Origin of the sequence: Knoellia koreensis (assembly GCF_013041615.1) — a bacterium.
Lineage (GTDB): Bacteria > Actinomycetota > Actinomycetes > Actinomycetales > Dermatophilaceae > Pedococcus > Pedococcus koreensis.
On record NZ_JABEPQ010000006.1, the window covers coordinates 124,667 to 146,154 of the forward strand.

Sequence of the window (21,488 nt, forward strand, 5' to 3'; positions counted from 1 at the left end):
CGCACCCGCAAGGAGCAGCCATGTCCCTCACCAGGGTCCACAACCTCTCCGTCTCACTCGACGGCTTCGCCACGGGTGAGCCACAGTCGCTGGAGGCGCCGTTCGGCCACGCCGGGGAGCGGCTGCACGAGTGGATGTTCGCGACGTGCTTCTGGGGCGAGGGTGGGGCGACCGGCGTCGACGACGCGATCGCCCGGCGGCACGAGGAGGGGATCGGCGCGGAGATCATGGGCGCCAACAAGTTCGGGCCGCCCGGCTGGCACGACGACCCCGACTGGAAGGGGTGGTGGGGGCCCAACCCGCCGTTCCACACCCCGACGTTCGTGCTGACGCACCGCCCGCACGACCCGATCGAGATGGAGGGCGGGACGACGTTCCACTTCCTCGACGCGACACCGGCGGAGGCGCTGGAGAAGGCCCGGGCGGCCGCAGGCGGCAAGGACGTGCGCATCGGTGGCGGTGCGACGGTCGTGCGTGACTTCGTCGCGGCCGGGTTGGTCGACCACCTGCACCTCGTCCAGGTGCCGATCGTGCTCGGACGCGGGGTGCGGCTGTGGGACGGGCTGGCGGCGCTGGAGGTCGACTACACGATCGAGGCCGTGTCGACGCCGAGCGGTGTCACGCACCTGACGTTCGACCGCCGACCCACCGCCTGACGCGAGTCGTCTGGTCCCGCCCTCCCCTGAGTGCCCCTGGGTGCCCGGACCCCCGTCTGCTTGAGAGACCGGGCACCCAAAGCCCTCTCGGGTCAGCGAATCTTGATGACCTCCCGGTGCAGACCCTTGCTGCTCTTGCCGCTCGGGTCGTAGCCGCCCTCGATGTTGCCCTTCTCGTCGACCGAGAACCATTGCAGGACAGTGCGTTTCGCGGTCAGCGTGACCGGCAGGGCGCCACCACGAACGCCGTCCTGCTGCACGGTCGGGGAGCTGAGCGTCGGTCGCGAGCCGTCGGTCGTGTAGTAGATGGTCGCGGGTTCGCTGGTCTGCCACAGCACGTCGACCGGTCCGGCGTAGCTGCCGCGCCCGTCGACGTTGGGCGTGCTGGTCGGAGCGGTCTTGTCGAGCTCATACTGCTGGGCCACCTCGAAGATGCCGTACCAGCCGTTGGCGAACTCCATGGCCTGGGAGAACCCCTCGTCGCGGAACTGCGGCCAGAACGCGCCGGTGTCCTGCCACGAGCTGGTGGCCTTGTCCCAGCGCGGCAGGCCGACCTCGAAGTCCCAGGCGTAGACCTTGGGCTTGCCCGACGTGGGCTCGTTCACGCCGCCGTAGTAGGTCTCGTCGCCGGAGTTGCCGGCCGCCGAGTAGAGGACGTCGACGACGGTGCCGGTCTGGCCCGGCCACACCACGGTGTCGCGGTACTCGCGCACCTCGCTGAGGATCTTCTCCGACGCGGCGAAGAAGTAGTTCTCGGTGCCGAGGCTCGGCCGGGGGAGGGTGGTGCGGTCCGGCCGGTAGGACGCGGGCGACCACATGAAGTAGCCGCCGTAGGAGTGGGTGTTCATGGCGAACTTGATGTTCGGGTGGGTCTTGGTCAGGTAGGTCTCGTTGCGCGACTCCGGCTCGGACAGCTCGGCCTTGCCGGCGAAGTTCGAGCCGCACGTCGCGGTGGCACCGACGTAGCCGTCGAAGAGCGACCCGACCGAGAAGTTGCGGTTGATGTTGACACCCCGGTTGGTGAGGTTGCCGTCGGGCCGCTCGCAGCCGCTGTCGTTGAGGTTGTTGCGCTGGATCGGGTCGTCGTACAGGGAGTAAGCGGACCCGTCCGGGTTGACCTGCGGGATGATGAAGATGTCGAGGTTCTCCAGCAGTGAGCCGGTCAGCGCGTCCGTGTCGGCGTTGCGGATGAGCCGCTGCGCAGTCTCGATGGCGACCAGCGACGTGACCCACTCGCGGGCGTGCTCCTGGGAGTACATGAGGACCCCCGTGCGTGACCCGTCGCGGTGCTTGCCGATCCGAATCGCCTTGACCGTCAACGGACCTCGCGGGTAGCTGGCCGGTGCCTTGTAGCGGCTGCCCTCGGGGTAGCCCAGTGTCGGGTTCGGCAGGTCGATGACCTCGGCGAGGTCGGGCCGGTCGGCGGCCAGCTTCTCGATGACCGCGTCGGTCTGGGTCGCGTCGACGTAGCCGTCGTCGGTGAAGCCCCACTGGAAACCGGCCGGGTATGCCGTGGTGCCGCCCGACGTCCACGGCTGCAGCGCCGCGGTCACGGACGTCCCATCACCGGACTTCACGGTGACCTTGGTCGCGCCGCCGTCCACCATCTGGGGCTCGTCGAACCGGTGGTAGAGGTAGACACCGCGGTCGACGAACGCGCTGAGCCGCAAGGTCTGCCCGGTGTCCGTCGTCGCGGTCACGGTGTCGGTCGGACCGACCTTGCTGCGGACCTCGAGGCTCACCATGCGGGTGCCCTCGGTGGTCCACGTGTCGGAGCGGAGCACCGTCAGCGTGCCCTTGGGTGACACGACCGGTGGGCGTGACCCGCCGGGCTTGCCGGAGGACTTCGACGAGCCGGCCGATTTCGGCGCCAACGCGGCCTTCTCGGCAGCGCTGAGCGGGGTGGCAACGCCCTTGCGTTGGGCGTTCACCTCGGCGCGGGTCGGACCGTCGAGGGTGCTCAGGACCTTCGCCCCCCGAGCCGTGAGGGCCGATACGTCGCTGGCCCCGTCAAGGACGACGGTCGCCTCGATGACGCCGTCCTTCCCCGACGACACGTCGTGTGCCACGTCGAAGCCGGCGGCCTCGAGGCGTTGCACGTCAGTGGTGGACGCCACCTGGATGCGGACCAGCTTGGCGATGGGCGGACCGGAGTCGGCTGCGGCGGGAGTGGCCCCCGGGCCCTGCACGAGCAGGCTCCCGGCGAGGGCGATGGTGGACAGACCGGCAAGGGAGAGTGATGCGGTGCGGCGCATGTCCAGACGGTATTGCGCTACCGGCGGGTACGCGCGGGGAAGGCTGTGACGCGCTCAGTCCGCGGAATCGAGCAGTGACCGGAGCTCACCCGGTCCCATCGCCGCGGCACCCACCCGCTCGAGGCGTCCGCGGAGGCCTCGGTCGGCCGTCGCGACGGTGACCTGGTCACTAGCGTCCCGCGCGGTGGCGGCTTGGGCGACGATCTCGTCGTCTCCCTCGCGAGGCGCATGCACCACCTCGACTGCGCCGTCGGTCGACTCGCCCGGGCCGGACTTGGCCGCACCCTCGAGCACGAGCACGACCCGGTCGTACGGCAACCGCTCGCGCGCCTGCTCCACCTGGGCGAGGAGGCGACTGGCTGCACCGGCACGGTCGCGCCACCACCCGTCCGGTCGGGAGCCAACCACGTTGGCGCCGTCGATGACGAGCGTCCGCCGGGTGCTCACGACACCCTCGCGATCACGACGGCCTGCGCGTCACGCTCCTTGTCCGACAACGGTTTTTGTTCCATTCTGGCCACCTCCGTCATGCCCGCCCCGGCGAGCACGTCGACCACCTGGTCCGGCGTCCGGTTGTACCGCTCGAGCACGACGTCGAGGCCGTGCGCGGCATACGCGGGAGCAACGTCCCGCACCCCGCTGCCCGACTGGAACGCCACCAGCACCACGCCGTTCGGTCGGGCGACCCGCCGCAGCTCGGCAGCGAGCCGGGGCAGCTCCGCGTCAGGGCTGTGGATCGTGGAGTACCACGAGAAGACGCCGTCGAACGTCTCATCGGCGTGGGGCAGGTCGGTCAGGGAGCCCTGCCGAGTGACGAAGTCGGGGTGGTCGACCCGCGCACGACTGACCATCGCCGGTGACAGGTCCACCCCCTCGACGTGACACCCCAGCCCAGCCAGCAGCGGCAGCATCCGCCCGGCACCACAGCCCGCATCGAGCACGGTGGCGCCATCGGGCAGCAGCGAGGCGAAGTGCTCGACCATCGCCAGGTCGAGCGGCGCCTCCGCTTCGGTCGAACGGAAGTGGTCGGCATACGTGGGCGCCACGACGTCGTATGCCGCTCGCACCGTGCCTTCGTCCTGACGCGCCACGACGTTCCGGTCCGCACCCATGGCCCCAGTCTTTCCCATGCGCGCACCACGGGTCCGGACGGCAGGATGGTGGGCATGCCGATCACGGACGAAGAGCTCATCGCGGCAGCGGCCCAGGCCCTGAACCCACGACAGCTCGCGGACGGCTCGTGGGTCGCGGACGTGGGTGCGGCGTTGGAGGCGGTGGACGGTCAGATCTTCACGGGCGCGTCGATCGGCGGCTACCTCGCCGTGTGTGCCGAGCAGAGCGCCTTCACCCAGCTCGTGTCCACGACATCGCCCCGCATCCGTCGGGTCGTCGCGGTATGGCGCGACCCGGCTGACGGAGTCCTCCACGTCCTGCCTCCGTGCGGACGGTGCCGCGAGTTCATGCGGGTGCTCGACCAGGCAAACCTCGACGCGCAGGTCATCCTCGGCCCGGACCACACCAGGAGCCTGGCCGAGCTCCTGCCGCTCCCGGGCTGGCACGCCGAAGCCGTGGAGCGTTCGAGAGGCTGACCTGACTGACCACTCATGTCCCGCAACATGCGGTGGAATTTCGGGCGGGTTCAGGGGGTGAAGGCGAGGGGGTCACCCGGGCGGGCCTGGGCGGCGAGGTCGAGGTCGGTATGCCGCACGACGGCGATCACGGGGTATCCGCCGGTCACGGGGTGGTCGGCGAGGAAGACCAGGGGCCGGCCGTCCGCCGGCACCTGCACCGCCCCGGAGACGAGACCTTCGCTGGGAAGCTCGCGGCCGGCATACTCCTGCGCTCGTTCGAGTGGCGGGCCGTCGAGGCGCACCGCGACCCGGTTGCTGTCGGGGGAGACGGTCCACGTGGCGGTGCTGAGGGTCGCGGCCTTGGCGAACCAGTCGGCGCGCGGGCCGGGGGTGGTGCGCAGCCGCACCGGTGACGGCACGCGCCGGGGCGCGGCCGCGTCGACGACGGGGAAGGCGCCGGTGGGTGGAGTGCCGACCGGCACGGTGTCACCGGCCGTCAACGGGGCGGGGCCGATGCCGGAGAGCACGTCGGTGGACCGCGATCCGAGGACCGCGTCGACCGCGATCCCACCCCTGACCGACAGGTAGGTCCGCAGGCCAGTCTCCGGTGCCCCGAGGGCGAGCCGGTCGCCGTCCCCCAGCACCATGACCGTCGCCATCGGCACCTGTCGACCGCTGACCGTCGCCGGGACTGTGGCGCCGGTGAGGGCGATGGTGAGTGCGCCGTGGACGACGAACTCCGCTGTGCCATAAGTGATTTCGAGAGCAGCAGCATCGTCGGTGTTCGCCAGGAGCCGCTGGCCGAGGGCCCACGCCGACCGGTCCGCCGCCCCCGAACGCCCGACGCCGATCGCGGCGAGACCGGGGCGCCCGCCGTCCTCGACCAGCACCGGCAGACCGCAACGCACCACCTCGAGTGCCGGTCGCGAGGTCATCCGACGGCCCTGAACCGCACTGTCCACCCCGGCCGCAGCAGGGCCGGCGGGTCGCGGTCGACGTCGAAGAGCACGAGGTCGGTGTGACCGACCAGCTGCCAGCCGCCGGGGGAGCTGCGGGGGTAGATGCCGCTGAACTCCCCTGCGAGACCTACCGATCCGGCCGGGACGGACGTGCGCGGCGTGGCTCGTCGAGGAACCTCCAGCCGGTCATCCCCGCCGACGAGGTAGGCGAACCCGGGCGCGAAACCACCGAAGGCGACCCGCCACGGTGTGCCGGTGTGGGCGGCCACCACCTCCGCCTCGGTGAGCCCGGTCGCCGCGGCCACCTCGGCGAGGTCCGGTCCGTCGTAGACGACGGGCACGTCGACCTCACCCTCGGCCGGCCCGGGCTCGCCCCCGGCGACACCGCTGAGGACCTCCTCGAGCCGCGAGGTCAGCGGGGCGACCTGCTCTGGCGACTGCGTCGTCACGAGCAGGGTCCTGGCCGCCGGGACGACGTCCACCACGCCGAGTTCGACGCTCGAAACCAGTTGGCGCACTGCGTGATCGGCGGCAAGCACCATCTCGAGGTCAGCGAGCTCGACCAGCACGGCCTGCTCGCCGTAGGGCACCAGCCGAACCGTCACGTGAACGCCTCGATGTCGACTCCCGCCTCCTCCAACCCAGCGCGGACCTGTCGCGCCATGGCGACGGCGCCCGGGCTGTCGCCATGGATGCACACCGAGTCGGGGTCGACCTCGAGCTCGGTGCCGTCGACCGCGGCCAGCACCCCGTGCGTGACCAGTCGGACGACCCGCTCCGCCACCACTGCGGGGTCGTCGAGCACCGCCCCGGGCTCGCGCCGGGACACCAGGGTGCCGTCGGCGTTGTAGGCACGGTCGGCGAAAGCCTCGGTGTGACAGCGGATTCCGGCAGCTGTGGCCTGTCGCAGAAGCTCGGAGCCGGGCAGCCCGAGGATGGCGAGCTCCGGGCCGTAGGCCAGTACCGCGCTCACTACCGCCTCCGCGTGCGCGGCGTGGTGCACAACGGTGTTGTAGAGGGCACCATGCGGCTTGACGTAGGTGACCCGGGTGCCGGCCGCGCGGCATACCCCGTCGAGCGCGCCGAGCTGGTAGATCACGTCCGCCCGCAGCTCATCCACGCTCGCGTCGACGAACCGGCGACCGAACCCGGCCAGGTCGCGGTAGGACACCTGCGCCCCGACGCGGACCCCCGACGCGGCCGCGCGTTCGACGGTGCCCAGGAGGGTCAGCGGGTCTCCGGCGTGGAAGCCGCAGGCGACGTTCGCACTGGTGACCAGGTCGACCATGGCCGCGTCGTCACCGAGGGTCCACCGGCCGAACGACTCGCCGAGGTCCGCATTGAGGTCGATGGTCCGCGGCGCCGCACCGGCGCCGGCGCTGCCAGCCATGGCACCGACCGTACTAGCCCCTCACTGGCGGGGCTGGATCTCGCCCATCGGGCCGAAGCCGTCGACCTCCTCGGCGTCGACGTAGATGATCTGCGGCTGGGCGGAGACGATGTCCGGCATGGCCGCCATGAACTCTGCGACGTGGTCCTGCTGCATGTGCTCGGCCCCGGCGTCACCATCGCGGAAGCCTTCGATGCAAACGAAGCTCAACGGGTCCTCGACGCTCTGGGAGAACTCGAAGAACACGTTGCCGGGCTCCTCGTTGACGGCGGCGGCATAGCCCGCGGACAGCTCGCGCCACTGCTCGAGCTTGTCCGCACGGATCGGGAACTTGACGGTGATGAGGATCAACGCACTCTCCTGCTGCTGGTCAGGCCTGGGCTGCGGACTCGTCCAGCCTTGCACGCGACTGACAAATCCACCTGACGGCCCCACCTCGCGGATGCCACAGTGGGGCCGTGCCCCAGGTCGTCCTGCTCACCGAACGTCTCCGGCTGGAGCCGCTGGCCGACGAGCACCTCGAGCACGAGGTCGAGCTCGACAGCGATCCGGAGGTCCTGCGCTACCTGTGGGGGCGCGCCCGCAGCCGCGCCGAGGTGGAGCGCAGCCACGTCGAGCGGCTGGCCCACGCGGACCGCGTGGACGGGCTCGGGATGTGGGCCGGCTTCCTGACGCAGGGGGCCGGATCGTCAATCGCCGCACCGTTCGTGGGCCTCTGGATGCTCACGCCGCCGCACGGCCCGGACCAGGTGTTCCGTCCCGACGAGGCAGACCTCGGCTACCGCGTGCTGCGCCGGTACTGGCGGCAGGGCTTCGCGAGCGAGGGGTCGCGGGAGCTGTTGCGCCACGGCTTCGACGACCTTGGCCTCACGCGGATCTTCGCCCAGACGATGGCGGTCAACGAGCCCTCACGGGCGACGATGGCGTCGCTGGGCATGCGGTTCGTCCGCGGCTTCACCATGTCGTTCGACGAGCCGTTGCCGGGGGCCGAGGAGGGCGAGGTCGAGTACGAGCTGCGTCGTGAGGACTGGCTCGCCTCGGCCGACCACGCGTCGTCGGGTATGCCGTGAGCCCACCTCCCAGCCCACCCAGCCGGTGGGCGCGTGCTGCCCTTGGTCATGTGGAGCAGCTCAGCACCGGCGGCCCGCTGGACCGGTCGCTGCGGGTCACCCTCAACTTCCACCCCGACCGCGCGGCCAGGGCCGGCGACTCGCGCACCGTGCTCGAGCGGCTGGCCGACGAGGGCGTCTACCGGTCGCAGTTCGAGACCGGCACGAGCAACGGTGGTCTCACCGCCCACGAGGGCGGCGACCGATGGCGTTGGGAGCAAAGGATGTTCAGCCACGCCTACGACGATGCGCCACCCACTGAGCGGCCCAAGTACGGCGCCCTCGACCACCGCGGTCGGGGGCTGGGCGGCGCGCCCCGGTTCGGCTCGGCCCACCTGCGGCTGCACGCGCACGTGCTCGACCGGACCACCTTCTGCTTCCCCGACTCGTTCCTCGAGCCGGAGCACTTCGCCACGGCCCGCCGGTTCGACCTGATCCGGCTCGCCGACGCCTTCGACGCCATCCCGCGCACCGAGGCGCAGGAGCTGGAGGAGGGCGGACAGCTCGACGACTACGTCGAGGCACACGTCCACGGCCCGGTCGCGCTGGCCGAGGATGTCGAAGCGCTCGTCCTCGACCCCTGCTACCGCGGCACCCCGACCGAGGCCCACGCGCAGGCGCTCAGCCGGCGACACGGCATACCGGTCGAGTGGCACGAGGGCAGACGGCTCGCTACCGAGGAACTGGTGCAGCACAAGGAATTTCGTGGCCCGCACATCGTGGACGTCGGTCTGCGGGTGGGCGAGGACGACGCGCTCGACGCCGCCGTGATCGGTCGCGCCGTCGCACAAGGACGGGAGGACCCGCAGGACCTCAAGAAGGTGTGGCACCTCGTCGCCCGGTTCGGCACCCCGCCTACCCAACGATGAATTCGGTTGGTACCGCTGGTCAGTACGTGTGACGGCGGCTCATGCCGGAGCCGCCCACGCACGAGGAGCACGCCATGGACCAGCCGCAACCCACCCAGCAGACCCTGGCGACCGGTCTTGGTCTCGTGGAGTCCGTACGCGTCCACGACGGCACGCTCTGGTACGCCGACTGGTCGGCGGGCGCCATCCACCGGCACGACGTCCACTCCGGCGCCGACGAGGTCGTCGCCACGGTCCGATCGCTGCCGCTCTGCTTCGACTTCGACCCGCAGGGTCGTCTGGTGGCGCTCGACTGGCGGGCTGGTGTCCTCCTGCGGGGCCGTGCCGGTGATCCGCTCGAGCCCTGGGTCGAGGTCTCCCACCTCGCGCAGGGCGCAGGCAACGAGGTGCTCGCGGTCGGCGACGGGTCCTTCTACCTCAACTTCGGCAACTTCAACCCCGAGCAAGGGTTTCCCACCGAGCCGGTCGGTCTCGTCGCGCACGTGTCCGCCGAAGGGGTGGCTCGCGTGGTCGCCGAGGGGCTGGCCTTCCCCAACGGGATGGCGCTCACCCCCGACGGCTCGACGCTGGTCGTGGCCGAGTCCTACGCGGGCCAGCTCACCGCCTTCCCCATCGAAGCCGACGGGTCGCTCGGCGAACGCCGCGTCTGGGCCGCGGTGCCCGGCTCGGCGCCCGACGGGATCTCCATGTCCGACGCCGGGACCTGCTGGTGTTCCGAGGTGCCCGGGTCGGTGGTCGTCGGCGTCACCGAGGGCGGTGGCGTCGTGGGCCGGGTCGAGCTCGACCGGGGCGGCTTCTCGTGTGCGCTGTCCGAAGACGGCACCGAGCTGTACGTCGCGGCCGCCCGCTGGCCGGCCGATGGCAACATCGCCGACCCGGCGCACGACTGGGACGGCGTCATCCTGCGCGCGCCCGTGCCGCCAACCACCGCGTGAGCGACGGTGTGAGGGTTGGCCAGATGCGAACCTGGGTTTGCCAATTGCCCAACCCAGGTTCGCATTGCGGACCATGGGTATGCCGCTGCGCGGGCTAGGGTCGATGGATGCGTCGCCCGCTCCGGTCCGCCGCGGTGAGATCCCCGGCAGCCCAGGCGCCGACTCCGCACACGTGCGGCAGCTGGACCGCCTGGCCGCCCTCCTCGCCACCCGCCTGCGCTGAGTAGCGGACGCCGAGCAGCGGACGTCGACGTTCGCGCACTTCGCCACGAGTCACACACCCCCCGCTGCGCGAGCCGTGGCGAACTGCGCGATCGTTCGGCGGAATGGCACCACGCGGCATACGGTTGGCCCTGACATGGCTCTTGCGCTCTCGGTCCTCGACCTGGTCCCCGTCCGCTCCGACCAGACCACGTCGGACGCGGTGCGTGCCTCGACGCAGCTGGCCCGGACCGCGGACCGGCTCGGCTACACGCGCTACTGGGTGGCCGAGCACCACAACATGCCGGCCGTCGCCGCGACCAACCCGCCCGTCCTCATCGCGATGCTCGCCGCCGCGACCGAGCGCATCCGGGTCGGGTCCGGTGGCGTCATGCTGCCCAACCACGCGCCGCTGGTCGTGGCCGAGCAGTTCGGGCTGCTCGAGGCGGCCAACCCCGGGCGCATCGACCTCGGCATCGGCCGCGCACCCGGCAGCGACCCGGTGACGTCGTGGGCGTTGCGCCACGGCGGTGGCGGGGTCGACGACGAGGCGGTCAGCCGGTTCCCTGAGTACGTCGAGAACGTGATGGCGATGCTCAGCCCCGACGGCGTCGGCCTCAACCTGCGCGGCCGCCAGTACCCGCTGCACGCCACGCCCGCCGCGACCAGCGTCCCCGAGGTCTGGCTGCTCGGTTCGTCCGACTACTCCGCCAGGCTCGCCGCCCAGCTCGGGCTGCCCTACGTCTTCGCCCACCACTTCAGCGGGCAGGGCACCGCGGAGGCGCTTGCGCTCTACCGGGGCGGGTTCAAGCCGTCGGAGTATGCCGCGGCGCCGCGGACGTTCCTCACCGCCAACGTCGTCGTGGCAGAGACCGAGGAGCAGGCACAGCGCCTGCTGCTGCCGAACCTGCACTCGATGGCGGCCCTGCGCACGGGTGCCCCGCTGACCCCGCAGCTCCTCGTCGAGGATGCCGAGGCGTCGCCGCTCACGCCCGACCAGGAGGCCATCGCCGACGGGATGCGGCGGCGCGCCTACGTGGGCACCCCCGACCAGGTGGCTGCCGGACTGACCGAGCTCGCCGACCAGTTCGACGTCGACGAGGTCATGGTGCACCCGGTCGCGGGGGCGCTCACGGGCACTCCGGCCGACCAGGCGCCCGCCCGCGAGGCGACGCTCGAGCTGCTCGCCGCTGCCCTGCTCTAGCCTGTCGGGCGTGAGCATCGAGGAGACGGCTGCCGCCGCCGCGCGCACGTATGCCGCGCAGCGGCCCGAGCTGGAACGTCTCACCAAGCTCTTCATCGAGTTCGTCACCGAGCTGCTCGACGACGCAGGCATCAACTACGTCAGCATCACCGGACGCACCAAGAGCGTGGAGTCCTTCGCCGCCAAGGCGGCTCGCACTGTCGTCACCGACGATGGCGAAACCGTTGCCCTGTATGGCGATCCGCTCACCGAGATCACCGATCAGATCGGCGTCCGGGTCGTGACCTACCTGCGCGGCGACGTCACCGCGGTGGCTGAGGTGCTGTCCGACCAGTTCAGCGTCTTCGACGACCGGGACATGGGCCAGGAGACGGCGCGGCAGGGCCGGTTCGGCTACTCCAGCCGCCACCTGCTCGTGGCGCCCGACCCGCTCAAGCCGCTGCCCGCGGCATACGCCCAGCTCAAGGGACGCACCGCGTCGGTGCAGCTGCGCTCGATCCTGCAGCACGCGTGGGCCGAGTTCGAGCACGACGTGCGTTACAAGGGAACGATCCCCGTCGAGCAGGCGCCCGACCTCGACCGCCGGTTCACGCTCGCGGCCGGGCTGCTCGAGCTGGCCGACCGCGAGTTCACCGAGATCCGCGACCGGCTGCAGGCCAGCATGGAAGGCCAGCAGGTGCCCTCGGGGCAGGACGACCCGCGCATCAGCTCGGCCGACCTGGCGACCTTCCTCGCCGGGCAGTTCCAGGACGCCCGCTGGTCGCGGACCGACCACTACGCGTGGATCTCCGGGCTGCTGCTCGAGCTCGGCATCACCTCCCTCGACGAGCTCACCGGCCTGCTGCGCTCGATCGACCTGGCTGGCATCAACGCACGGATGGGGTACCGGCACCCACCGGCTGCGGTGCGGCGCCTCGACGATGCACTCCTCGCCGTCTTCGGGCAGCGCTACATCGCCTTGCACGGCAACGAACACCGCGAGGGCGCCCTGCGCGCCCGCCTCGAGAAGCTGCGCGCCTGACCACCGGCCACCGACCACGGCGCGGCACGGCGCCGCGCGCCGCGCGGCGGTTCATGTCCCGCAACATGCCGCCGATCGCGCGGCGGGTCTAGGGTAAAGCGGTGAAACGCGTTGTCCTGACCGCGATCGCGGTCCTTCTGGCCGTGCTGTTCACGTGCGCGCTGCCTTCGTCAGCGGCCCCGCCGGCTCCGGCGGCGACCACGCCTCCCACCTCGCCGGCGGTGCCCACGGGCTCGGCGCCGGCGCCCGCACCGACCCGGGCACCCGGCATACCGGCGACGCTGCGGGTCGGCACCGAGGGCGTCTACCCGCCGTTCAGCTACCACGACGAGAAGACCAACAAGCTCACCGGCTTCGACATCGAGTACATGGATGCGCTGGCGGCCAAGCTGGGCACCAAGGTCGAGTACGTCGAGACTCCGTGGGACGCGATGTTCGCCGCGCTCGAGACCGACCGGTTCGACCTCGTCGCCAACCAGGTGACCTACAACGAGGAACGGGCGGCGCTCTACGACCTGTCCGAGCCGTACATCGAGACCACCGGGGTCATCGTGGTCCGCGACGGTGACGACTCCATCAAGAGCCTCGCCGACCTCAAGGGCAAGCGCGCAGCCGAGAACCTCACGAGCAACTGGGCCGAGGTGGCCAAGAACGCCGGCGCCACGATTGTCGGCGTCGATGCCATGGCGCTCGCCATCGACAACCTGCGACAGGGCCGGGTCGACGTCGTCGTCAACGACAAGCTCGCGATCCAGAACTACCTCGCCACCCGCCCCGACCCGGGCGTCAAGGTGGTCGCCGAGACGGACGACACGAGTCGGTCGGTGTTCGCTGCCCGCAAGGGATCCGGCTACATGCCCTCGATCAACAAGGCCATCAACGAGCTGCAGGCGGACGGCACGACCAAGCGCATCTACGACAAGTACTTCACGCCCAAGGCGCAGGCGCCCAGCCGGTGGGACCTCGTGCGCGACAACGCCTGGCCCATGCTGCGCCAGCTCATCAAGGTGACCATCCCGCTGACCTTCATCAGCTTCGCGATCGGCCTCGTGCTGGCGCTGCTCGTCGCGTTGGGGCGCATGTCGCCCAACCCCGTGCTCTCCAACCTGGCGCGGTTCTACATCTCGGTGATCCGCGGGACGCCACTGCTCGTCCAGCTGTTCATCATCTTCTACGGGCTGCCCGAGTTCGGGGTGAAGATCGACCCGTTCCCGGCCGCGGTGATCGCGTTGAGCCTCAACGTCGCCGGGTATGCCGCGGAGGTGATCCGCGCGGCCATCCAGTCCCTGCCCAAGGGGCAGTGGGAGGCGGCCGAGACGATCGGCATGAACCGGGTGACGACGTTGCGACGCATCATCATCCCGCAGGCGGCGCGCACCGCGGTGCCGCCGCTGTCGAACACGCTGATCTCGTTGCTCAAGGACACCTCGCTCACCTCGGTGATCCTCGTCGTCGACCTGCTGCGGCAGGCCCAGATCGCGGCGGCGCCGTCGCTGCAGTTCTTCACCATGTACCTCATGGCCGCCGTCTACTACTACCTCGCCTGCCTCGTGCTGTCCTTCATCCAGTCCCGCACCGAGGTCCGACTGAACAGGTTCGTCGCCTCATGACCGACCACACGCCCCGCCCCGACCACTCGACCACCGACGGCGGCTCCGTCGCGCCGCCCACGGCAGCACGCGGCATACCCCTCGTCGCCGTCGACCACCTCGCGAAGTCCTTTGGCGCGCATGAGGTCCTCAAGGACATCTCGTTCACCGTCGAGCCGGGCACGGTCACCTGCGTCATCGGTCCGTCGGGTTCGGGCAAGACGACGCTGCTGCGTTCGCTCGACGCGCTCGAGATCCCCGATGCCGGCGTGGTCAGGGTGGGCGACTGCACCGTCGACTTCGGGGAGATCCACCCGGGCCCCAAGCGCAGGCTCGACCGGCGGACCCGCGAGCTGCTGGCGACGCTGCGGTCCAAGAGCGGCATGGTGTTCCAGGCGCACAACCTCTTCGCTCACCGCACCGTCCTGCAGAACCTGCTCGAGGGGCCGGTCGTCGTGCAGGGCGAGCCCGTCGCCCAGGCCACCGAGCGCGCCCGCCGGTTGCTCGACGAGGTCGGGTTGTCGGCCCACGTGGACAAGTACCCCTTCCAGCTCTCGGGCGGGCAGCAGCAGCGTGTTGGCATCGCCCGGGCGCTGGCCCTGCGCCCGCAGGTGGTGCTCTTCGACGAGCCCACCTCCGCGCTCGACCCCGAGCTGGTTGGCGAGGTGCTCGGCGTGATGAAAACGCTTGCCGCAGAAGGGTGGACGATGGTCGTCGTCACGCATGAACTGCGGTTCGCGCGTCAGGTGGCCGACCAGGTGCTCTTCATCGACGAGGGCCTCGTCGTCGAGCGCGGCACCCCCGAGCAGGTCATCGGTGACCCGCAGCAGGCGCGCACCAAGGCGTTCCTGCGCCGCATCATGGAACCCATCTGAGCCGAGTCGAGTGCCTGAGACCTACCCATGGGTCGGTCTCAGGCACTCAACCCGGGTTGCGCTCCTGGAACGCGAGCGCCGGTCCGGCGAGTATGCCGCCCTCGACCGGCAGCGTGACGCCGCTGACCCAGGCGGCGTCGTCCGAGGCGAGGAACGCCACCGCCGCCGCGATGTCGTCCGGCTCACCCAACCGCCCCATCGGGTAGAGCGGTACGAGGGCGTCGGGGTGCTGGGTGTCCCACACGCGCGTGCGGACCGTGCCGGGCGCCACGACGTTGAACCGCACCGGCCGCTGCCCTTCGCCGACCCGCGCCGCGGAGTACTCGACGGTGAGGTTCTGCGCCAGGTTGGGCAGCGCGGCCTTGGCCACCGAGTAGCCGACGTTGCCGAAGGCGGACAGCCCGTTCACCGACCCGGTCATCACCACCGCGCCCCCGTGCCGCGAGGTCAGCAGGCGCGGCATTGACGCCTGGACGCATCGGATCGTGCCACGCAGGGTGGGCCCGACCTGGCGGTCCCACGCCTCGTCGTCGAGCCCGTCGAACCCCTCGCCGCTGGCAACGCCGACGTTGGCCACGAGGACATCGAGGGCACCGAAGGCGTCGACGCAGGCCGCGACCATCGCGGCCACGTCAGCGGCGGCCGTGACGTCGCACCGCCGGGCGGCCGCGCGGCCATCGCCCAGTCGGTCGGCCACTTCCGTCGCCGCGTCGACGTCGAGGTCGGCGAGCAAAACGCTGGCGCCCTCGGCGTGCAGCCGGGTGGCGATGGCGCGACCGATGCCGTGGGCGGCGCCGGTGACCAGGGCAGTGCGCCCGGCGAACCGCGCCATGCCGGGCCGGTCGGCTGGGGTGGCGGAGGGAGTAGACGTCACGACGCCAGTCTGTCGGGAAGTGGCGGCTCCGGCAGGAATGCACGTGCGCCCCGCCGGAGTGGGTGCATTCGCGCCACTTTCGTCAGCTCTCGACACAGTGGGGGTATGCCGGGTGCTCACCCGGGTGCCGATGGTCACTTGGGCGGCCACGCGGCATACCTGGGACGTCTGCGTCACCGGCGGCCATGGCAACCACTCACGCAGACGCAACGCAGTCGGCGCCCACCCCGCGAACGGGATGGGCGCCGATTGCGTTCAGCGAGAAGGTGACTCGGTCAGTGGACCATCACCGCGGGCGTGCCCTCGGTGTCACCGTCGTCGAGCAGGTGCGACTTCTCGCGCTTGCGCGGGAGGAAGGCCGCGGGGACCAGGGTCAGCGCGACGAGGAACGCGGCCACCCAGAAGGTGTGCGCGAACGCCTCGGCCGACAGCTTGGCGACCTCGGCCCCGAGGGCCTTCGTCGCGGCCGCCTGGTCGGCACCGAACTTAGCCAGGAAGGCTGCGACATCAGGCAGCTTGGGGATCAGCTGCTGCTGCTGCGCCTGCGTCTTCCCCGCGAGCTCACTCGCCTGGGTGACCAGCGGGCGGTCGTTGAACTGGTTGGTGAGGACGACCGAGAAGATGGCCACACCGACCGACGACGCGATCTGCTGGGTGATGTTGAGCAGGGTCGACCCGCGGGCCACGTCGTGGTTCTTCAGCGTCTTCAGCGCCGAGGTCATGATCGGCATCATCGTGCCGCCCATGCCGAGACCCATGACGAACAGGACCGGGATGAGGAAGCCCCAGTGCGAGGAGTCCGCCTCGATCTGGGTGAGGGCGAACATGCCACCGGTGATGAGCAGCAGCCCGAACGGCACGATGCGGCCCACCGGGAACTTGTCGGCGAGCGCACCCGCGATCGGCATCGTCAGCATGGCGCCGACACCCTGCGGGGCGACCAGCCAGCCGGCGGACAGCGGCGTCTCACCCTGCACCTGCTGGAGGAACTGGGGGATGAGCAGCAGCCCGCCGAAGAACGCCGCAGCGAAGATGAACATCGTGATGCTGGCGACGGTGAGGTTGCGGTTCTGGTAGAGCCGCAGGTCGAGCAGCGGGTGCGCGGGCTTGAAGCTGTAGAGCACGAACGCCACCATGAGCGCCAGACCGGCCAGGCCGGGGACGAGCACCTTCGCGTGGCCGATGCCGCCCGCCTCCGGGATGGAGGAGACGCCGTAGAGGAACGCGGCGAGGCCGGGGCTCATCATCGCCATGCCGACGAAGTCGAACGACTCGGACGGCTGCGGGTTGTCCTTCGGCAGGGCGAAGTAGGCGTAGACCAGCGCGATCAGGCCGATCGGCAGGTTGATGAGGAAGATGTAGTGCCACGAGAAGTGGTCGATCAGCCAGCCACCGAGGATCGGGCCGAAGATCGGGCCGAGCAGCATCGGCACGCCGAGGATCGCCATGAGGCGGCCCATGCGGGCCGGACCGGCGGCGCGGGTCATGATCGTCATGCCGAGCGGCATGAGCATGCCGCCGCCCAGGCCCTGCAGGACGCGGAAGGCGATGAGCATCTCGATGGAGGTCGCGGCCGCACACAGCACCGAACCGGCGGTGAACAGCAGGATCGCCAACATGTAGAGGCGCTTGGTGCCGAACCGGTCGGCGGCCCAACCGGAGAGCGGGATGACGGTGGCGAGGGCCAGCGTGTACCCGGTGACGGTCCACGCGACGGTGGAGTAGGCAAGCGGCTCACCCCCGTCGGCGAAGGCCGTCTGGAACGTGCGCAGCGCGACGTTGACGACGGTGATGTCGAGGATGGACATGATCGCCCCGAGAACGACCACGCCAGCGACCTTGAGGACGGCGGCGTCGATCTTCTCGGGGTACTCGATCTGGGCAGGTGCAGCCACAGGGTTACCTCTTCGAGGCGAAGAATCGGATAGGGAAAGAAACCGTGGGGCGTTCGCGACACTGCAACCCGCCCGGAACAGGCCAACCAAGGCTAGCGACCGTCTATGCCCGATCTCACCAACTTTTTCTCCGGGCGGGGAAATTCCCGGCATACCGGTCATGAATCCCCAGCAACCCGGCCATCGACCGGGTCCGGTGGCACGGGCTCAGACTCAGGCAGTGCCGTCGCCGGCCGCCTCGAGGGCCGCGATGTCGATCTTGCCCATCTTCATGAGCGCGTCGAAGACGCGGGCCGCCCGGTCCGGGTCGGAGCTGGCGGCGATCTCGTCCCAGTTCTCGGGGACGACCTGCCACGACAGCCCGAACCGGTCCTTGAGCCAGCCGCACGGCCCCTCCTCGCCGCCGTCGGCGGTGAGCGCGGTCCAGTAGTGGTCGATCTCGTCCTGGTCCTTGCAGTCGATCGTGATCGAGATGGCCTCGTCGAAGGTGAACTGTGGTCCGCCGTTGAGCGCGACGTAGGGCACGCCGTCGAGCTCGAACGCGACGGTCAGCACGTCGCCGGCGCGGTCGCCGGCGCTGCTCGGGTAGCGGGCCACGGTCGTGATCTCGCTGTTGGGGAAGACCGAGGTGTAGAACTGTGCGGCGTCCTCGGCTTGGGTGTCGAACCACAGGCAGGGATAGGTGCGGGGCATGGTGACCTCCGGGGTCGGTGGGCCGGCGGGCCTGCTGCCCACCGTCTGCCTGCTCTGACCGGCGCAGCCGCCGGAACTCATCGCGGCCGGCCCGCGGACCGCTACCGTCGGGTGGGTGAGCGACCGCGTGCCCGATGCGCTGGGTGAGGCGATGCAGCGCCTGTATGCCGTGGAGCCCGACGAGTTCATGGCGCTGCGCAAGAGCGTGGTCGCCGAGGTGAAGGCGGCGGGGGATGCCGCCACCGCCAAGGAGATCGGCCAGCTGCGCAAGCCCAGCCTCGCGGCGTGGGCCCTCAACGTCGTGGCGCGCGAACGCGTCGAGGTCGTCGAGGACCTCGCCGACGTGGGGGAGCGAATGCGGGGTGCACAGTCGCGGATGGACACCGCCGCCCTCACCGGCATGCGCGGTGAGCGCGACGCCGTCCTCGCCACACTGGTCGAGGCGGCGACCGACGTGGCCGCCGCGCACGACCGCCGCCTGAGCCCGGCCGTGCTCGACACGGTGCGCGCGACCGGCATCGCCGCGCTCGCGGACGAGACGGCGCAGGCCGCGGTGGCGTCGGGGCAGCTGACGAGGGCGTTGTCGTACTCGGGGTTCGGGGAGGTCGACCTCAGCGATGCGGTGGCGCGCACGACGGGTGGTGCGATCCTCACCGTCATCCAGGGCTCCGGGGCGGCCACGCGGACGGCCGGGTCCACGGACGCGGGTCAGGGTGAAGGAACCGGCGCGGACGCCGGTGCCGAGGGGCCTGCGGACGACGTCGACGACGCGGACGACACGGCCGCCGCGGAGGCGGCCCGCGAGGCGGAGCTGGAACGCCGCCGGTCCGCACTCACCGCGGCGCAGGAGGCGGTCGAGGCCGCCCGGGCCAAGGCCGAGGAGACGCGGGAGCGGCTGGCCGTCGTGGAACGCCAGCTCGCCAAGGCCCGCGCCGCCGACGAGCGCGCACTCGAGGCGGTCACCGACGCGGTGCGGGCGCGCAAGGCCGCCGAGGCCGATCTCGCTGCGCTGCAAGGCGACTGACCAGCGCAGACGCGTCCCCGCGGCATACGGCAACGTCTGCGTGAACGGTGGCCATGACAACCACTCACGCAGACGCAAGGCGGGCGCGAGGTGGGGCAGGGCGGCCGCGGTGTCCACGATCCGTCCACGACGGACTCATGCGTTTGTCGTAAGTGCAGGCTTCAACTGCTGCCTAGGGTTGGTGCCTGCAAGGCAGGGATTGCAAGGAGAGCCACATGGCGCTGGTCGCAACCACCCTGCGCTACCCGAACAGGGCCGAGTGGGTCAGCGCCACCCGGTGCCTGACGTCCGATGACCCGGGCCTGGTGCGCAGGGTCAGTCGCGTTGCCCGCGCGGCGCGCAGGGGAATGGGCCTCGTCCTCGACGGGTCGGGACGCGCCGACCAGGTCGCCGCCGCGGTGGCATCGCGTCTCGCTCCGCAGACCCCTGTCCTGCTCACCGACTGCACCTGGTCGACCGGCGGTTCGGTGCTCGACCGTGTCCTGAGCCGGGTCGGGGTGCGGCTACTCGACCGCCCCAACGTGACCTTCAGCGTCGGGTCGCAGGCCGAGGCCGAGGTGTTCCCGCGCACGTGGGGGATCGCGCCCGAGCGGGTGACCCATGCCTCCTGGTACCACGGTGTCCCCGACGCCGACCCGCTCGACGACGTGCGTCACGACGGGCCGGTCTTCGCCGGTGGCCAGTCGGTGCGCGACTACCGGCCCTTCCTCGAGGCGATGGCGCTGCTGCGGGTCCCGGCGCTGGTGTCCGCGCCGGACTTCGCGCTGCCGGGGGACGTTCCGGTGCCGCCCGGGGTCGACGTGCGCGAGCTGCGTCCCGCCGCCTACGACCAGGCGCTGCGGTCGGCCAGCGTCGTGGTCGTGCCGCTCCAGCAGCGCCACGACCGCGCCGCCGGCCAGTCCACCTACCTCACCGCGATGGCGCTCGGAAAGCTCGTCATCGTCACCGACAGCCTCGGTGTGCGTGAGCACGTCGAGGACGGCGTCACCGGTCTCGTCGTCGACCCGACACCCGAGGCCCTCGCCGATGCCCTGCGCTGGGCGCTCGACCCCGCGAACACCGAGGCCGTCGAGCGGATCCGCACCGCGGCGCGTGCATTCGTCACGACCCACTACTCCCCACAGCGGCACATCGCCCGGCTGGTCGAGCTGGCCGGACGTCTCGGCGCCACCCGGGTCGACGCCCGGCCGCGGTCCCGGCGCGTGACGATGGTTGAGTTCCCGCCGGCCGGTGGGCTGTTCCAGTTCGCCGTGCAGCTCGGGGAGGGGCTGGCCCGCCGCGGTCACCAGGTCGACGTCCTCACCGGACCCCGCCCCGAGCTGGCGTCGCGCGAGCCGGGCTGCCACATCCAGCCGGTCCTGCCGACCTGGCACCCCCACGACGAGAAGCCGCCGCCCGCGTGGTGGCGCAAGCTGCGCCGCGTCGTCCGGGCGGGGCAGCACGTGCTCGCCTGGGTCCAGGTCGTCGCGGTCCTCGCGATCCGTCGACCCGACGTCGTGATGTGGTCGGCCTGGCGCTTCCCCGTCGACGGCTGGGGCGTGCAGGTCGTCCGCCGCGTGCTGCCGCACGCCAGGCTCGTCATGGTCGCCCACGAGCCGCGCCCCCTCGTCGAGCAGGGTGGCGGCGACGGCGCGGCATACCGGGACAGCGGCCTGCTCACGCGAGCGCTCGCCGGCGCGTATGCCGTCGTCGACCACGTCTACGTCCTGGGCGAGCAGACCCGGCAGGTCTTCGAGGAGACCTGGCCGACCCGCGCGACCGTCACCGTCGTCCCCCACGGCGACGAGCGCATCTACCCGGCCGACTCCGTCAAGCCGGTGACCGGCACCCCACCCGACGTGCTCACCTTCGGCACCATCACGGCATACAAGGGGATCGACGTCCTGCTCGAGGCCTGGCCGCACGTCACCGCGCAGGTGCCCGAGGCGACGCTGCGCATCGTCGGCCCGCTCAGCGCTGACATCGACGCCGCCGACCTCGACCGCCGGGCCCGCGCCGTCGGTGCGCAGGTGAGCACCGGCTACGTCGCCGTCGAGGACGTGCCGTCGGTGTTCGACCCGGCGCGGGTCGTGGCACTGCCGTATCTGCGCAGCAGCCAGAGCGGGGTCGCGCACCTCGCCCAGACCTTCCGGCGGCCCGTCGTCGCCTCCCGGGTCGGTGACATCCCCGCGGTCGTGGCCGACGGGGTGACCGGCCTGCTCGTCGAACCCGGTGACGCCGTCGCGCTGGCGCACGCCCTGGTGACGATGCTGCGCGACCCGGACCTCGCCGAGCGCCTCGGGGAGGCCGGGGAGCGGCTCCTGACCGCCGGTGCCTCGTGGGACGAGGTCGCGGCCGCCGTCGACACCGTCTGGGGTGGGCGGTGAGC

At 71.1% G+C, this 21,488-nt stretch carries 21 protein-coding genes and 1 pseudogene; 12 read left to right on the plus strand and 10 right to left on the minus strand.

Annotation, left to right across the window (positions count from 1 at the left end; translation table 11 throughout):
• Positions 1 to 20 precede the first annotated feature (20 nt).
• A complete protein-coding gene (locus tag HJG52_RS19205) occupies positions 21 to 656 on the plus strand; it encodes a dihydrofolate reductase family protein (RefSeq protein WP_171245247.1) in 636 nt (211 codons plus the stop codon).
• A gap of 92 nt (positions 657 to 748) precedes the next feature.
• On the opposite strand, the gene HJG52_RS19210 is transcribed toward HJG52_RS19205, so the two are convergent.
• The 3 genes from HJG52_RS19210 to HJG52_RS19220 are packed head-to-tail and all read right to left on the minus strand — an operon-like array spanning position 749 to position 4,023.
• Positions 749 to 2,911, minus strand: coding sequence for a M14 family metallopeptidase (locus HJG52_RS19210; RefSeq protein ID WP_171245248.1), 2,163 nt, complete (start codon positions 2,909 to 2,911; stop codon positions 749 to 751).
• Between the two features lie 54 nt (positions 2,912 to 2,965).
• Positions 2,966 to 3,358, minus strand: a complete 393-nt coding sequence (locus HJG52_RS19215; protein ID WP_171245249.1) for an NYN domain-containing protein — start codon at positions 3,356 to 3,358, stop codon at positions 2,966 to 2,968.
• On the minus strand, positions 3,355 to 4,023 hold the full coding sequence (locus tag HJG52_RS19220; RefSeq protein WP_171245250.1) for a class I SAM-dependent methyltransferase: 669 nt from the start codon (positions 4,021 to 4,023) through the stop codon (positions 3,355 to 3,357). The genes HJG52_RS19215 and HJG52_RS19220 overlap by 4 nt, the downstream gene beginning before the upstream one ends.
• A gap of 54 nt (positions 4,024 to 4,077) precedes the next feature.
• On the opposite strand from HJG52_RS19220, the gene HJG52_RS19225 reads away from it, so the two are divergent.
• Positions 4,078 to 4,500 carry a cytidine deaminase family protein gene (locus HJG52_RS19225; RefSeq protein WP_171245251.1) on the plus strand — a complete coding sequence of 141 codons (423 nt, stop codon included), beginning with the start codon at positions 4,078 to 4,080 and terminating at the stop codon, positions 4,498 to 4,500.
• A 50-nt stretch (positions 4,501 to 4,550) separates the two neighbouring features.
• Here the strand turns inward: HJG52_RS19225 and HJG52_RS19230 are convergent, their stop codons facing one another.
• The 4 genes from HJG52_RS19230 to HJG52_RS19245 are packed head-to-tail and all read right to left on the minus strand — an operon-like array spanning position 4,551 to position 7,182.
• Positions 4,551 to 5,417 carry a 5-oxoprolinase subunit C family protein gene (locus HJG52_RS19230; RefSeq protein WP_171245252.1) on the minus strand — a complete coding sequence of 289 codons (867 nt, stop codon included), beginning with the start codon at positions 5,415 to 5,417 and terminating at the stop codon, positions 4,551 to 4,553.
• A complete protein-coding gene (gene pxpB, locus HJG52_RS19235) occupies positions 5,414 to 6,046 on the minus strand; it encodes a 5-oxoprolinase subunit PxpB (protein ID WP_346767858.1) in 633 nt (210 codons plus the stop codon). The genes HJG52_RS19230 and pxpB overlap by 4 nt, the downstream gene beginning before the upstream one ends.
• Positions 6,043 to 6,831 carry a LamB/YcsF family protein gene (locus HJG52_RS19240; protein WP_171245253.1) on the minus strand — a complete coding sequence of 263 codons (789 nt, stop codon included), beginning with the start codon at positions 6,829 to 6,831 and terminating at the stop codon, positions 6,043 to 6,045. The genes pxpB and HJG52_RS19240 overlap by 4 nt, the downstream gene beginning before the upstream one ends.
• A gap of 21 nt (positions 6,832 to 6,852) precedes the next feature.
• Positions 6,853 to 7,182, minus strand: a complete 330-nt coding sequence (locus HJG52_RS19245; protein ID WP_171245254.1) for a putative quinol monooxygenase — start codon at positions 7,180 to 7,182, stop codon at positions 6,853 to 6,855.
• A 107-nt stretch (positions 7,183 to 7,289) separates the two neighbouring features.
• Here HJG52_RS19245 and HJG52_RS19250 point away from each other — a divergent pair, with 107 nt between their 5' ends.
• The 8 genes and pseudogenes from HJG52_RS19250 (at position 7,290) to HJG52_RS19280 (ending at position 14,634) form a co-directional block, all read left to right on the plus strand.
• Positions 7,290 to 7,901 (plus strand): GNAT family N-acetyltransferase, encoded by a 612-nt coding sequence (locus HJG52_RS19250; protein ID WP_171245255.1) that lies wholly within the window; start codon positions 7,290 to 7,292, stop codon positions 7,899 to 7,901.
• A gap of 50 nt (positions 7,902 to 7,951) precedes the next feature.
• A complete protein-coding gene (locus HJG52_RS19255) occupies positions 7,952 to 8,809 on the plus strand; it encodes a DUF3626 domain-containing protein (protein WP_346767859.1) in 858 nt (285 codons plus the stop codon).
• A gap of 74 nt (positions 8,810 to 8,883) precedes the next feature.
• A complete protein-coding gene (locus tag HJG52_RS19260; protein ID WP_171245257.1) occupies positions 8,884 to 9,744 on the plus strand; it encodes an SMP-30/gluconolactonase/LRE family protein in 861 nt (286 codons plus the stop codon).
• A gap of 358 nt (positions 9,745 to 10,102) precedes the next feature.
• Positions 10,103 to 11,149 carry an LLM class flavin-dependent oxidoreductase gene (locus tag HJG52_RS19265; RefSeq protein ID WP_171245258.1) on the plus strand — a complete coding sequence of 349 codons (1,047 nt, stop codon included), beginning with the start codon at positions 10,103 to 10,105 and terminating at the stop codon, positions 11,147 to 11,149.
• Between the two features lie 10 nt (positions 11,150 to 11,159).
• The gene (locus HJG52_RS19270; RefSeq protein WP_346767860.1) at positions 11,160 to 12,170 is read left to right on the plus strand and encodes a GTP pyrophosphokinase; all 1,011 of its coding nucleotides are present in this window, start codon (positions 11,160 to 11,162) and stop codon (positions 12,168 to 12,170) included.
• Between the two features lie 221 nt (positions 12,171 to 12,391).
• Positions 12,392 to 13,090: pseudogene (locus HJG52_RS21120) on the plus strand (transporter substrate-binding domain-containing protein); the annotation flags it as partial.
• Positions 13,091 to 13,156: 66 nt separating this feature from the next.
• Positions 13,157 to 13,780 (plus strand): amino acid ABC transporter permease, encoded by a 624-nt coding sequence (locus tag HJG52_RS21125; RefSeq protein WP_240978271.1) that lies wholly within the window; start codon positions 13,157 to 13,159, stop codon positions 13,778 to 13,780.
• Complete coding sequence (locus HJG52_RS19280) at positions 13,777 to 14,634, plus strand: amino acid ABC transporter ATP-binding protein (RefSeq protein ID WP_171245259.1); 858 nt, start codon at positions 13,777 to 13,779, stop codon at positions 14,632 to 14,634. Before HJG52_RS21125 ends, HJG52_RS19280 begins: the two co-directional genes overlap by 4 nt.
• A gap of 46 nt (positions 14,635 to 14,680) precedes the next feature.
• Here the strand turns inward: HJG52_RS19280 and HJG52_RS19285 are convergent, their stop codons facing one another.
• From HJG52_RS19285 to HJG52_RS19295, 3 genes are all read right to left on the minus strand, one after another.
• Positions 14,681 to 15,508, minus strand: coding sequence for an SDR family NAD(P)-dependent oxidoreductase (locus HJG52_RS19285; protein ID WP_346767861.1), 828 nt, complete (start codon positions 15,506 to 15,508; stop codon positions 14,681 to 14,683).
• Positions 15,509 to 15,783: 275 nt separating this feature from the next.
• Positions 15,784 to 17,403: a DHA2 family efflux MFS transporter permease subunit gene (locus tag HJG52_RS19290; RefSeq protein WP_346767862.1), complete on the minus strand. Its 1,620-nt coding sequence runs from the start codon at positions 17,401 to 17,403 to the stop codon at positions 15,784 to 15,786.
• A gap of 213 nt (positions 17,404 to 17,616) precedes the next feature.
• On the minus strand, positions 17,617 to 18,096 hold the full coding sequence (locus HJG52_RS19295; protein WP_171245261.1) for a VOC family protein: 480 nt from the start codon (positions 18,094 to 18,096) through the stop codon (positions 17,617 to 17,619).
• A gap of 115 nt (positions 18,097 to 18,211) precedes the next feature.
• Here HJG52_RS19295 and HJG52_RS19300 point away from each other — a divergent pair, with 115 nt between their 5' ends.
• On the plus strand, positions 18,212 to 19,120 hold the full coding sequence (locus HJG52_RS19300) for a hypothetical protein (RefSeq protein ID WP_171245262.1): 909 nt from the start codon (positions 18,212 to 18,214) through the stop codon (positions 19,118 to 19,120).
• Between the two features lie 215 nt (positions 19,121 to 19,335).
• A complete protein-coding gene (locus HJG52_RS19305; protein WP_171245263.1) occupies positions 19,336 to 21,486 on the plus strand; it encodes a glycosyltransferase in 2,151 nt (716 codons plus the stop codon).
• Positions 21,487 to 21,488: the final 2 nt, after the last annotated feature.